This window comes from Streptomyces sp. NPDC092369 (genome assembly GCF_044755245.1).
GTDB lineage: Bacteria > Actinomycetota > Actinomycetes > Streptomycetales > Streptomycetaceae > Streptomyces.
On record NZ_JBIVQP010000009.1, the window covers coordinates 209,810 to 222,834 of the forward strand.

Consider the following 13,025-nt stretch of genomic DNA (forward strand, 5'->3'; position numbering starts at 1 on the left):
ACGAAGTGTGAACTGGTCAGTCGTGAGGTCGACGACCGTTCCTCCTCCCGGACGCCTTGGCGAGTGCGTGGTGCGGTGCGACGTCGCGTGCTCACTGTAGGAATCACCGATCCAGAAATCCAACAACTCGTGGTTCTGGAATTAAGAATCGTGGGATGTGAATCAATTCGTCGGAGCGAGGGCGGAGGGTACGGGGCGGACCGCGGCCAGCCATGCGGTTGATCGTGGCGAGGTGCGTCATGGCTTCACGCCGGCAGCGAACTTCGCCGTCGACGGTTCCCAGGGGCAGCACCACAACGCCATCACCGACCACCACGACTTCATCAACGTGATGACCAATCAGCTCATGAAACAGGCGGTCTCCTGCATCAACCAGGGCGCCGCTGCGGCATTCTCGTGCATCGCGAAGAGCACGGCGGTGACCACTCGGGTCGGTGTCACCGGCGTGTTCGGCGATGCTCCAACAGTTCTTGCGGGGCAGCTCAGCGAGCAGCCCGAGCGGCCTGTCGGTCTCTGCCTGCCAGCGGTCGGACTCTCCGCTGTGACCCCCGGCCACTGCTTGATCATCTGATGTCGACACAACGGATGAGGATCAGGCGGTGACCGTGCCATGTCCGGGACTGCCACGCCGGCAAGATCACGGCCTAGGGCTGGAGTATCAGGAACGGACCCGGTTCGTGGGCGCGGTCCAGCCGGTGGAGCGGATCCACTCGGCCAGGTCCCAGGTGGTCGGCTCGATCGCCCGCACGGCTGCGAGGTCCGACGGGTACTCGGACGCCTTGGCGAACTCGCGGAACATCGCCTTGTCGAGGTCGTTGCCAAGGACGCTCAGTGGCAGGGCCTCGTAGCGCGACGGTAGCCCGGCGCGCGCGCCGAACGCGGCGGCGATCTGGGAGCCCGTCGGCTCGTCGCCGATGACCTCGATGGCTCCGGCGGGCACGTCCGCGGTGTCGAGCAGGATCGCGGCGGCCACGTGGCCGATGTCCTTGATCGAGATCATCTTGAGGGCGATGTCGTCCGGCAGCGGCAGCCTCAGCACGATCGTTCCGTCCTCCAGGCTCGGCGCCATCACGGTCGCGAAGTTCTCCATGAAGGCGGTCGGGCGGACCATAGTGGCCCTCAGGCCGGAACGCTTGAGGTATTCCTCGATCCGGTGCTTCGAGTCGTGGTGCGGCACGCCCGTTTCGCGGTCCGCTCCGGAGACCGAGTTGAACACGACGTGTGGCACGCGCGCCGCGGCCGCCGCATCGACGAGCGCGGTGCCCACTCGGACCTCCTCCTCGACCTCCTCGAGGCTGTTCGCCTCCGGGGTCATGAAGTAGAACGCATCGACCGCTTCCAGCGCGGTGACCGTTGACGCGGGGTCGTCGATCCGGACAGTCGCCAGATCGACGCCTCGGGCGGCCAGCGCCCGCGCCCGGTCGGACTCGGGGGTGCGGACAAGGGCCCGCACCCGCGCGCCTCGGGCCAGGAGCGCGTCGACGACCGCCCCGCCCTGCTGCCCCGTCGCACCGAAGACCGCGATCGCGCCGTTTTCCCGCGTGACCATGTCGTCACCTCTCGTTAGGGCATGCCATGAACCTCGACTAGTTCATGTCGTGAACCAAACTAGTTCATGCCGTGAACTTACGCTAGGCATGGGGGTGCCGAGGAGGGCTGCGCGGTAGGTCAGGACGAGGTGGACGCCGAGACGCCTGACGCGTCCACGATGGCGGTGGCGAGGCGTTCGAACTCGCGCTGGCCGTCGGCGTCGAGGTTCCCCGCGACATCGGGCAGGCGCTTGACGGTCTCGGCGAACACCGCCTCGGCGAGCACCTTCCCCGCCGGCGTCACGCCGAGCATGATGACCCGCCGGTCCTGCTCTGAAGTCGCCCGGCTGACCAGGCCGCGCCGCTCGGTGCGGTCGACGAGTTGGCTCAGCGCGTTCTTGGTCATGCCGAGCGCGGCGGCGAGGTACGCCATCTGCCGCGGCTCGTCCCTGACTGCGCACAGCAGCGTGGCCTGTGAGGGCGTCAGGTCGCACTCGACGCAGATCTGCGCGTACCTGCGCTGGATCAGGACCGAGAGCCAGAAGAGCTTGTCGCCGTAATCCACGCCCGCCGCCCCTCGTCTGGTGCCCAACACCTAGTCTACCGACGCCGACCAGCTTGCCCGACTGTCCAACCGACAGTGAAATCCGCCTTGCCTTGCCTGGCCTGGAGCGCCGCGACCCCTCCGCGAAGTCCCCGGCGCCTGGCAAATCCTGGTCTGACTCGACGAGCACTAGGTCCGCCGCTGGACCTCCTGGCGACGTTGGCCGGTGTTCGCGGTGCTCGCCTCTGTCGTGCGGATGCTCTGGTAGAGACGCTGGCTGTGGATTCGGGCGCGGATGGTGTTGACGATGGCGCGGTCGCGCGAACATGGCCGGCCGTCAAGCTCCGGCGGGCATGACGGTGGTCGTGGAGCTGAGCGTGGGCGCTCCGGTTGACGGGCAGCGACCAACCCTCCTGGACCGCCGAGACCGTGAACGCCGACGGCCAGAAGGCCGGGGTGGGCAGGCCCCGTTCGGGAGCCGCCCACCCCGGCCTTCGGCCAGTCCTGCCTACTTTCTCTTGAGGGTGAAGTTCTTGATGACGGTGGACTTCTTCTTGATCGTCACCGTCGCGACGGTCGGCTGGAAGCCGTCCTTGGCGGCTATGACGGTGAGCGGGTTGTTGCGGACGTCAAGCCACAGGGCGTAGCCGCCGGCGGTGTCCGTCGTCAGCGTGTAGCTCGTGGCCCAGGTGTCGATCTGGACGGTGGCCCCGGCGATGGGCGCGGTGCCGCCGTCGGCGGTCACCCCCAGCACCGTTCCGGTGATCTTGCCCCAGGTGCTGGGCGGGGCGACGTGCATCTCCACGGGGAGCCTGGGCACGGAGTAGGGGGTGTCGGTGCTGAAGGTCAGCTGGGCGGTGAAGACTCCCGGCTGGGTCACCTCGGCCACGGAGGCGTCCAGGGTGATGGTCACCTTCGAGCTCTTGCCGGGCTTGAGAGTGAGCTGCTGCTCGCTTTCGCTCAGCCAGCTCACCTCCCTCGTCTCTCCCTGGTCGTAACCCGGCAGTACCTCCACGGTCGTTGCGGGAGTCGCCTGCGCAACGCCGCCACCGACCTTGAAGAAGCCAAGGCCGCCTCCACCGCGGTAGGTGGCGGTGTCGGCGTTGGGGAGGGCGGTCCAGGTGCCGGCCTTCGGGTCGAAGGAGAAGCCCTGGTTGGTGATGCTGTTCCCGGTGATGCCACCCGCGGTGACGAGCAGGCCGTTGGCGGAGGTGTAGGCGGCGCCCCAGAGGGTGATCGGAAGGTCGGCGACCTGGGACCAGGTGTTGGCGGCGGGGTCGTAGACGTAGGAGTGCTTGACCTCGCTGCTGCCGTTGTATCCGCCGGCGCAGTACAGCTGGCCGCCGATACCGGCGCAGGAACTCCAGGAGATCTGCTCCGGGTAGGCGGCCAGTGTGGACCAGCTGTCGGCGGCCGCGTCGTAGACGGTGACATCCGTCGAGCCGCAGGAGTCCGCCCCGCAGCCGCCGACCACGTAGAGCTTGCCGTCGAGCACGGCGCTGCCGGAGCCCGCGTAGGGCTTGGGCGAGGCGGCGCCCGTGGTCCAGGTGTCACTTCCCGGGTCGTAGATCTCCAGCTTGGAGTCGGGGGCGCCGCCGGGTCCCCAGCCGCCGACGGCATAGAACTTGCCGTCGATGAAGCCGTGGGCGGGATCCTCCCGGGGGTCCGCCGCAGCGGCCCGCTTGGTCCAGGTCCCGGCGACCGGATCGAGGACGTACATGTCCTTGGTGTCGGCGCCGCCGTTGAAGCCGAAGGCGGAGTAGACCTTCCCGTCGTTGGTGGCGACGGCGTTGTCCATCAGCTTCACCGGCAGGTCGGCAGCCGTCTGCCAGGCGTCACCGGCGGCTCCCGGGACCACCTTGGCGGTGGTGCCCGCGGCGGACGCGGCGGCCTTGCTCGACAGCGGGGAGTACGTGCCCTTGACCAGCTTCAGCGGGGCGCCGCCCGCGGCCGCCATCGTGAACCCGCCGGGCTGTTCCCCGAGTTTCACGGTGGCGGGTGCCGAGCCGGTGTTCTTGACGGTCAGGGTCTTGGTGGTCTGCTCGCCCCACCCGACCGACGCGGTGATGGAGGTCTTGTCCAGCGTCAACTGCCCGGCGCCGAGCGCGAAGTCCGCGCCGACCGCGCTGTCCGCCCGCACCTTCACCGTCTTGTCGAGCCCGGTGTAGTGCGGCTTCGCCGAGCTGAAGCCGTGGCTGCCGAGGGAGGAGAACAGGGTGTAGAGGCCGTCGCCCACGGCGGGGTCGTCGGGGGTGGCGAACGTGACGGCGCTCTGCTTGCTGTCGTCCTTGCTGGTCACGGTGGCGCCGACCAGACCCGTGGAGGTGTTGGCATCCGTCACGGTGCCGGTGAGCAGACCGCCAGGGAGGGGCGTGACGTGGCGATCCCCGACGAAAACGTTGTCAACCTTCCACCACCAGCCGAAGGAGCCGGTGAAGTGGAAGCGGAGTTGCACGGATGCCTTGCCGGCGTAGTCGGTCAGCGGGAGCTCGACCTTCTGCGCTCCGAAGGTGGTGCCGGTCGCGGACCAGAGTGTGGTCCAGGTCGCGCCGCCGTCGGTGGTCGCGTCGACGTCCGCGCTCTGGCCCCCGCTGGCCCAGTAGTCGTTGGCGAAGGCGATCTCGGGTGCGGAGTCGTCGGTGAAGTCGTATACGGGGCTGAGCAGTTGCGAGTCCTGGTGCACCCCGCCGCCGTAGTGGTCGCTGTCGACGATGGCGAACCCGCCGTCGCCGCCGGTGGTGTTGGATCGCGAGCCCGGGTCGTCGAAGGTCCAGCCGCCGGTCGTCCCGTCGGCGTCGACCACGCTCCAGCCCTTCGGGGCGGAGTCGGTCGAGTCGAACGGCTCGGTGGTGCCCTCGTCCTGTACCGAGTAGCCGGCGGGCGCGGTGGCCGCCCACGGGTCGACCGGCACCGCGACGTTCAGACTCTGGTCGGAGGCCGCGACGGTGATCTTCTTGGTGGGCGATGTGTAGCCGGGATAGGCGCTGACCACGTGCAGGGTGTAGTCGTGGCCCTGGGGCAGCTTCAGGTCGAAGGCGCCGGTGAGCGGGTCGGTCCACACCGGGCCGCCGGGGACGCCGTCCGCGGTGATCTTGGCGTAGAGCGGCCAGCCGTGGCCGGAGCCGTCGGTGACCTTGCCGGAGACCGTCCGGCTCGGGACCGGGGTCAAAGCGAAGTTCTTGGTGAGGGCGTCGCCATCACCGAGGGAGACACCCGAGGCAGTGCGGGTGGCGTAGCCGTACGCTTCGACGGTGATGTCGTAGCTGCCCACTGGCAGGACGAGCGAGTAGGTCCCGTCGGCAGCGGTGTGTGCGGTGCCGCCGCCCTGGGTGGTGACGGTGGCTCCGGCGACCGGCTTGCCGGTGGAGTCGTCGGTGACGGTGCCGGAGAGCTTCCCGTGCGGGCCGCTGCGGAACGCGGCCAGCCCGTCGGGGGTGCCCAGGCCGGTCGGGCCGTCGTAGCCGGCACCGGCGGTGCACAAGTACGCGGGGGTGCAGGTGCCGTTGTCGCCGGCGGTCACGTCATTGAGACCGGTTCCCGAGGCGTACGGGTAGGAGTTGGGGTAGGTGCCCGCGACGGGGGTTCCGGCGGCCGCGTACACACCGGCGATGATCGGTGAGGAGGCGCTGGTGCCGCCGTACACCTGCCAGCCGCCACCGCCGTAGGTCTGGTAGACCGCGACACCGGTGGCCGGGTCGGCCACGGCGGAGACGTCGGCGACGGTGCGCTTGTCGCATCCGGTGTCCGTCTGGAAGGCCGGCTTGGGCTCATAGAGCGAGCAGCCGGATCCCGGGCCCAGGCCGTTCCGGTTCCAGACCGACTCGGACCAGCCGCGTGCGGTGCCGGAGTCCCGGACCAGCGAGGTGCCGCCGACGGAGGTCACGTAGGGGGAGACGGCGGGGTAGGCCACCCCGTAGTCGCTGTCACCCGAGGAGGCGACCACGGCGACACCGGGGTGGTTGTAATGGGCGTCGTACGTGGTCTCTTCCGGGAGTTCACCGCTGCCCGGGGTGCTGCTGTAGTTGGTGCCGTAGGAGTTGGAGACGTACTTGGCGCCGAGCGCGACCGCCTGGTCGACGGCTGCCCCGAGGTCCTCGAAGCTCGGCTGGTCCGCCTCGACGAGCAGGATGTGCGCGTTCGGCGCGGCCGCGGAGACCATGTCCAGATCGAGCGAGATCTCGCCGGCCCAACCGGCGTCGGGCGCGGGGTAGTCGGTGCCACCGCGCTGGTCGACCTTGGTGAAGCAGCCGTTCGCCGTGGTGCAGGCCGGCAGCCCGTACTGCTCGCGGTAGACGGCCAGGTCGGCCTCGGCGGTGGGGTCGTCATAGGCGTCGACGATGGCGATCGTCTGCCCCGCACCGCCGTCGGCGGGAAGGCTGTAGGCGCTCTGCAGATCGGCGGCGCCGTAGCCGCTGGGGGTGACGGAGGCGGACAGCAGGCCCTTGACGGCCTTGGTGTCGGTGCGCCGCAGGGCGAAGCATGCGGCCTCGCCCTTCTTGGGGGTGGCGCAGGACGGTTCGAGGTCGAGTTTCTTCTTGGCCGACGAGGCAGATGAGGCCGATGAAGGGGGCGGCGCCACCGCGTGGGCCGGTATCTGTATGCCCAGGACCGTCATTGCGGCGGCACTGAACAGGGTCAGGCAGGCGACGGCTCTTCGACGTAAAACCGAACCGGTTCTCGGTGAGGTGCGCAAAAGATTACTCCTCGGTTCGCCTTGCTGGGTCGACTCGTACGTGGTTCCCGGTCGACAGCGAATGCGGGCGGTTCACATTCGCCGCAATCAATTGGCGTACCTCGAAGCGTAATTGACAATAGACCGCGTGTTACATGTACATTTCATGCTCCTGTTTCATGCAAAAAGGGACCTGAGTCTGAGTCGGAAACAAATCCCTACGCCAAGAGGGCCCCCCGCTCAAAAAGCGCGTAGGGCCGTATTCCGCACGGCAATTGAATTTCGGTCGGCAACAGGCAGTCGGGTATCGGGTGACCTCCGATCATCCTGTCCTCGGCGGCCCGCCCTGACAAGATCCACCCTCTGCGGGCCCGCGCAGTTGCGCACTTGCGTAGCATCAGCGTGCACCTCGTTCCGATCTTCCGAGGAGTCGCTGATGGACGTGTCCTCCTCAGACGCGTTGTGGGCAGGCACCGGCCTGGGCTCTGTCGCCCGGCAGGCACTGGAGTACCTGGTCAGCCATCCGGGCGCGGACGAGGACGCGGTCGCGGCAGGGACCGGCGTCTCAACCGCGGCGGCCCGGACGGCCTTACGATCCCTGGAGGCCGAACTCCTGGCCGTACGCATCGAGGGACAGCCCGCGCGCTGGAGCGCCGGTCCACCCCGCTCCTCGCTGGGCGCCCTTCTGGCCCGCAAACGACAGGAGTTGGCCAGAGCCGAGCTGTACGCGGAACAACTCGACGAGGTATATCGCACGGTCCCCGGACGCCAGATCGCCTCGGATCTCTTCGAGGTCGTCGAGAGCGACGAACAGGTCGGCGCCCGCTACGCCCACCTTCTGAGAAGCAGTCGGCACGAGGTGCTGCATTTCGCGAGACCGCCCTACGTGACCCGGCGGATCGCCCCCACCGACACGTCCACCGCTGCAGGCGCAACGGTCCGTCCCGGAGTCCGGCTCCGGTCCGTTTACGACAGCGACGGAATCGCCGACGACGGATGCCTGGAAACAGCTCTCCGGGGCGCCCCGACCGAAGGGGAGCTGCGGCTGCTGCCCGGACTCCCCATGAAACTCGTCATCTTTGACCACGTCGCGGCAATCATGCCGCTACGCAAAGACGATCCCGCCGCAGGCTCACTCGTGGTGCACTCCTCAACGCTGCTCGAAGTACTGACCGCCCTCTTCGAGAGCGTATGGGAGCGTGCGGTGCCCCTCTCGCTGGAAAGCCGCCCCGCTTCGCACGCCGCAAGCCCCGAAAGACAAGAGCCCGCTCTGCACACTCGGACGCGGGACATCCTTCGTCTGATGTCCGCCGGCATGAAGGACGACGCCATCGCACGCGCCTTGCGCCTCAGCCGCCGGACCGTGCAGACCCATATCAGCGATCTGGGCAGACAACTGGGCGCACGGACGCGGTTCCAGATAGCCCTACTGGCCCAGGAACGCGGCCTGTTCGGGGATACGGAGGGGTGAGCGCGGCCGTCACGCCGGCGCAGCTGCCCGTCGGCGTCCAGCGGCAGTGGATCCGGACGACCGCGACCGGTTCACGGAGCACGAGCGTTGAAGGCGTAGGCCGGGTCGGCCCCCGTCACCCGCGCGTCAGGGAAGGAACGCTACGTCGGGCGCCGCCGCTTGACCCTTAGGGCTTGCAGAAGTACAACCCGTCGACGGAAAACGCGCTGTCCTGAGAGGGCAGGTCTTCAAACCCGCAAGTTGTTGTTCTGCAAGCCCTTGTTCAGGGGTGTTCGGCATAGGGGCGGGTCAACAGGCAGAAGGCAGGACCGCGGACTGCTGGTCGTTCGCGCCGCCCGAGAAGTAGACGAGTGGGACCCAGCCCCAGCGGCCGTTGTCCGCCAGGGTGTACGCCCACCAGCTGTTGTAGTACGGGCCGTCCCGGAAGTAGGCGGGAGTTCCGTTGTCGTTGACCGATTGGCACTGCCCGATGAACCAGTTGGCTCGTCCGCCCTGGTTGAGGTGGCCGACGATCGGCTGGTCGGCGAACGGCCAGGAGTACACCGGTACGTTGCCCTTCCACAGGCCGCACACGTACTCCGGGCCCTGCGAACTGGTCCGGCCGTTGGGCGCGCAGGCGCCGGGGTCGCCAGCGGGTGCTGCCGACGCTGTGGAGACCGGGCCGACGCACACCAATGCGGTGCCCATGGCCAGGGCTGCGACGCTTGTGCGGAGGAAACTGCCGAGCAAGTGGATCACCTCTTCTTTCGCGCCCTGGTCACAAACAGGACGGTATCGGGTTGGTCTCGCTGCTGATGGCGGTGTCCTTCATCCAGCCCCTCGCCCCGTTGTCGGCCACCGTCCACTCCCAGCGGTAGGGATGCGGTCCGCCCACGTAGTACTCCGACCCGCTGCCCTCCCAACGACAGGTGAACCAGCTGGGGTTGGAGTACATGTAGCCCACGATCCGGGAGGGGTCGGGGTAGAGGAAGGCCAGATCCTTGTAACCGTAGACCGGCGCGCCCACACGGTTGTAGCACCACCATGAGCCCGCGCTCTGCCAGCACCCACTCGCCGCGGAAGCGGGCGGCGCGGCGAGCGTGCCGAGCCCGCCCGTCAGCGCGGCGGCGCTGCAGAGGACGGCGAGTGACTTTCTCATATGCATCGGATCGCACTCCAGTCAAATGCGGTCGAGGAGGTGAGGGCGTGGTGGACATGGACAACCCCCGTTGTCGTGGGCTGAAGCGGTCCCTGAGCCGACGCTAGGGGGCCGGACTCAAAGAAAACTGCGGAGATTCTGTGGCTCGGCCGCCAAGGGCGTTGGCACCGGTGTGGAGGTCCCCGGCACTTCGGCTGCGGGAGACGCCGTGACGTCCGGTACGGGGAAGGGTTCGTCTGCCTCCCTGCTTCCGAAGCGGCGGAACGTGGCCCTGGCCTCGTCGCGCGCCTCAGCCGCCTCGCTCCTCCGCTTCAGCAGCCACAGGGCCTGGGCCAGGTCACGCAGGGTGCGAGCGCGCCACAGCGGGAGACCCAGCGAGTCCCACCACTCCAAGGCCCGGCTCAGGGACCGGCAGGCGTCCTCCGGCCGGCCGGCGGCGAGTTCGCTCTCTCCCCAGGTGCGCAGCACGAGCGCTTGGCCGAAGCCGTCGTCCATCTCGCTGCACACCTGCAGCGCGTCCCGAAGCAGATCCTGGGCGTCGGTCACCCGCCCCTGGCGGATCCGGGTCTTGGCCAAAGCCTGTGCGGCGTATGCGGTCATCAACCGGTCACCTGACCCACGCAGCGAGGCAAGTGCCCGGGCAGCGTCGTGGGCCGCGCCCTCCCAGTCGTTGGCCGCGCGCCGGGCGATGCCAAGGGAGCGCAGCACGAGGCCGACACCGTGCTCGTCTCCCGCCGCACGGAACTCGCGTCGGGCCGCGGCGAGTTCGTCGCGGGCCTCCCTCAGGCGGCCGGTCTCCGTCAGGATCCTGCCGCGGCTGTGCCGGGCCCCCGCCGAGGCGCCGGTGTCCGGGTGGGTGTGCAGCAGTGGGTGGATCCGGTCCAGGGCGGCCAGTGCCGCCACGAACTCTCCCTTTTCCGCGAGAACCCCGCTCAGCTTCAGCAGGGTCACCACGAGGCCGGCGGTGTCTCCCGTGTCCTCGTACAGCGCCACGGCCTGACCGTAGTAGTCGACGGCCTCGTCCAGGCGGTCCTGTTCGCCGCGCAGCCAGCCCAGACCGGCCAGCAGGAGCGCCTCCGCTGCACGGTCTCCGTCCCGGCGTGCGGCTTTGAGGGCCACGGAGTGGGTGCGCCACCACGCGTGGAACCGGTTGTGCACCGCGAACGAGGAGGCGCACAGGGTGGCCGCCAGCTCGGTGGCGAGCGGGCCGAGCCCCACTTCGGTGGCGCGCTCGACCATGCGCACGAGAGCCGACTGCTCCGCCTCGAACCACGCCGCCGGCGCAGCAAGTACCGTCTCCCGAACCCGAGCAGCGACCGCCGTCGCCCCGCGATGCTCCGACGGGCCCGGGCGCAACAGTCGTACGGGGGTGCGGCTGGACGCCTCCTCGATCAGCGTCAGCCAGCCGCCACCCGCACGCTCGGCCGCAGCGCGCAGGACGTGTGGCTCGTCCTCGGCTACGGCACGTTCATAGGCGAACAGTCGGGTCAGGTCGTGCAGGCGGTAGCGGACGGTGCCGGTGCCGTCGGTGTCCGCGATCTGTAGCAGTTGCGCGCGGACCAGTTCGTCGACGACGTCTTCTGCGTCCTCGGCGCCCTTGTCCAGCAGGATGGCGACGAGCCACGCCGGGAAGTCGGGCAGTCCGAGCCAGCCGATCCTTCGCAGACCAGCCCGCGCCAGGGGCGAGACACCGGCGTAACTGAGCGCGAGGCTGCCTCGCACCTCCAGATCACCGATGGCCAGTTCGTTCAGCCGCCGGTGCTCCTCGCGCAGCCGGCCCGTGAACCTGTGCAGCGTCAGGTCGGGGCGGGCGGACAGCTTGGCTCCGGCGATCCGGACCGCGAGCGGCAGGTGCCCGCACAGTTCGACGATGTCCCGAGCCAGGCCGCGCTCGGCCTCAATCCGGGCGGAACCGGCGACGCGCTCCAGCAGCCGCAGGGAGTCCGTGTCCTCCAGTTCGGGCAGGTCCAGCCGCCGGGCCCCTTCCAGCGCCGCGAGTTGCCACCGGCTGGTGACAAGGCAGGCACAGCGCGCTCCGCTGGGCAGCAGCGGACGTACCTGGCGTTCGTCGGCCGCGTCGTCGAGGACGACGAGCACACGGCGGTCGGCGAGCAGGGTGCGGTAGAGGTCGACGCGTTCGCCAGTACGTCGCGGCAGGCTGGCCTCGGCAACGCCAAGGGCGAGCAGGAACCGGCCCAGCACCTCGTCGGAGTTCCCGGGCCGGTCCCGGGTGCCGTGCAGTTCGGCGAACAACTGACCGTCGGGGAAGCGGCGACGCAGCAGGTGGGCGGCGTGCACCATCAGGGCCGTCTTGCCCACGCCGGGGGCGCCGGCGATCGTCAGCACCGGATCCCGGACCTCGAGCAGGTGTTGGAGAACAGCCGCGCGGCCGGTGAAGTCCGGGGTGTCCGGTGGGAGTTGACGGGGCGTCGGGAGAGTTGCGGGATAGCTTCGGCGGGCGGGCGGCTCAACGAGTCGGGTAGGTGACCCCTGAAGCCGGTCGCCGGGTCGTGGTCCGCCGTCTGCGCCCGCGAGGACCCGGCGATGGATCTCCCGCAGCTCGAGACCGGGTTCGATGCCGAGTTCCTCGACGAGGACCCGCCGCCCCTCCTCATACTGGATCAGCGCGTCCGATTGCCTGCCCTGCCGGGCGAGCGCGAGCATGAGGTGCCCACGCAGCCGCTCCCGCAGCGGATGACGTGTGATCACGGCCGCCAACTCGTCCACCGGTACGACGTCCCGGCCGAGCGCAACGGCAGCGTCCAGCAGGTCTTCCTGGACGTCCAGGCGCAGCTCGGTCAGCCGACTGCTCTCTCCGACCGCCCAGGCGCCCGAGGTTCCGCCCAGTGCCGCACCGCGCCACCGACGTAACGCCCGGACGTACGCATCCACGGCGTCCTCGTGTCGGCACTCGGCGGCCGCACGGCGGGCGGCCGCCACGTCGTCGGTGAAGGTGCGCACGTCGACCCGGTATGCCGGGAGGTCGATCCGGTATGCGTCGCCCTCCCGAACCAGCACTCCCGGGCCAAGAATCCTGCGCAGGGCCGAAATGTGCGTGTGCAGAGACCGCCGGGGGTCTCCGGGCAGTCGTTCACCCCACAGCGCGTCGACGATCCGGTCGTTCGGCACCGCCCGGCCGCCCTCGCACGCCAACAGGGCCAGAAGTGTGCGCTGCTTGGGCCCCCCGAGCGTGATCACGCCGAGCTTGGTGTCCCGTAACCGGACAGGGCCCAGCACTTCGATGTCCATGGATCATGCCCCCGATTCACGCCGTTCCCTGGTGGTCGGTCAGGGCGAGCGCAGCAGAACAGTTTATCTCCGGTCGGTCTGCCGGTTCGGGTCCGCCGGTGATCACCGGCCGAAAGCCGGTGGGGCACTGAGTCGATCGCGGCAGAGCCTCGCTGGGGCGGGTCGGCTCGAGGATGTCGACCGGATCGGCGGCGGTCCCAGCGTACGTTTTGAGCACTACCAGGTCTGACTTGTACTGCTGGCGCAACAGGTCGAAGCGGGCGAGCAGGCTCAGGCCGAGAGCGCCTCCCGCGTGAGCGCCGTGTGCCCGTTCTCTCTCTTGGCTGCGAACCCGCCGTCGTCACCATGAACGAGGACACCGCCAGTGAGCTGGACGCAGCACCTCGCTGGGGCAACCGCGGTTCCGAACGAGGCGAAGGGCC

Annotated in this window: 8 protein-coding genes; 2 read left to right on the top strand and 6 right to left on the bottom strand. The window is 69.1% G+C overall.

The window, feature by feature from the left end; translation table 11 throughout:
* The first annotated feature begins 157 nt into the window (after positions 1-157).
* Positions 158-571, top strand: coding sequence for a hypothetical protein (locus ACIQI8_RS41815; RefSeq protein WP_402363352.1), 414 nt, complete (start codon positions 158-160; stop codon positions 569-571).
* Between the two features lie 87 nt (positions 572-658).
* On the opposite strand, the gene ACIQI8_RS41820 is transcribed toward ACIQI8_RS41815, so the two are convergent.
* From ACIQI8_RS41820 to ACIQI8_RS41830, 3 genes are all read right to left on the bottom strand, one after another.
* Complete coding sequence (locus ACIQI8_RS41820) at positions 659-1,549, bottom strand: NmrA/HSCARG family protein (protein WP_402363355.1); 891 nt, start codon at positions 1,547-1,549, stop codon at positions 659-661.
* 119 nt (positions 1,550-1,668) lie between these two features.
* The gene (locus tag ACIQI8_RS41825; protein ID WP_402363358.1) at positions 1,669-2,094 is read right to left on the bottom strand and encodes a MarR family winged helix-turn-helix transcriptional regulator; all 426 of its coding nucleotides are present in this window, start codon (positions 2,092-2,094) and stop codon (positions 1,669-1,671) included.
* A 487-nt stretch (positions 2,095-2,581) separates the two neighbouring features.
* A complete protein-coding gene (locus tag ACIQI8_RS41830) occupies positions 2,582-6,688 on the bottom strand; it encodes a carboxypeptidase regulatory-like domain-containing protein (protein ID WP_402363361.1) in 4,107 nt (1,368 codons plus the stop codon).
* A gap of 493 nt (positions 6,689-7,181) precedes the next feature.
* On the opposite strand from ACIQI8_RS41830, the gene ACIQI8_RS41835 reads away from it, so the two are divergent.
* A complete protein-coding gene (locus ACIQI8_RS41835; RefSeq protein ID WP_402363364.1) occupies positions 7,182-8,216 on the top strand; it encodes a LuxR C-terminal-related transcriptional regulator in 1,035 nt (344 codons plus the stop codon).
* 288 nt (positions 8,217-8,504) lie between these two features.
* On the opposite strand, the gene ACIQI8_RS41840 is transcribed toward ACIQI8_RS41835, so the two are convergent.
* The 3 genes from ACIQI8_RS41840 to ACIQI8_RS41850 all read right to left on the bottom strand — a co-directional run bounded on the left by ACIQI8_RS41840 (position 8,505) and on the right by ACIQI8_RS41850 (position 12,603).
* Positions 8,505-8,945, bottom strand: a complete 441-nt coding sequence (locus ACIQI8_RS41840) for a hypothetical protein (RefSeq protein WP_402363367.1) — start codon at positions 8,943-8,945, stop codon at positions 8,505-8,507.
* A gap of 28 nt (positions 8,946-8,973) precedes the next feature.
* The gene (locus ACIQI8_RS41845; RefSeq protein WP_402363370.1) at positions 8,974-9,354 is read right to left on the bottom strand and encodes a hypothetical protein; all 381 of its coding nucleotides are present in this window, start codon (positions 9,352-9,354) and stop codon (positions 8,974-8,976) included.
* Positions 9,355-9,471: 117 nt separating this feature from the next.
* Positions 9,472-12,603, bottom strand: a complete 3,132-nt coding sequence (locus ACIQI8_RS41850; protein ID WP_402363373.1) for an AfsR/SARP family transcriptional regulator — start codon at positions 12,601-12,603, stop codon at positions 9,472-9,474.
* Between the last annotated feature and the right edge of the window lie 422 nt (positions 12,604-13,025).

Excerpts from the sequence above, each read along its gene's own strand:
- ACIQI8_RS41820 (WP_402363355.1), bottom strand. The coding sequence starts at position 1,549 with ATGGTCACGCGGGAAAACGGCGCGATCGCGGTCTTCGGTGCGACGGGG.
- ACIQI8_RS41835 (WP_402363364.1), top strand. The coding sequence starts at position 7,182 with ATGGACGTGTCCTCCTCAGACGCGTTGTGGGCAGGCACCGGCCTGGGC.
- ACIQI8_RS41830 (WP_402363361.1), bottom strand. The coding sequence starts at position 6,688 with ATGACGGTCCTGGGCATACAGATACCGGCCCACGCGGTGGCGCCGCCC.
- ACIQI8_RS41845 (WP_402363370.1), bottom strand. The coding sequence starts at position 9,354 with ATGAGAAAGTCACTCGCCGTCCTCTGCAGCGCCGCCGCGCTGACGGGC.
- ACIQI8_RS41850 (WP_402363373.1), bottom strand. The coding sequence starts at position 12,603 with ATGGACATCGAAGTGCTGGGCCCTGTCCGGTTACGGGACACCAAGCTC.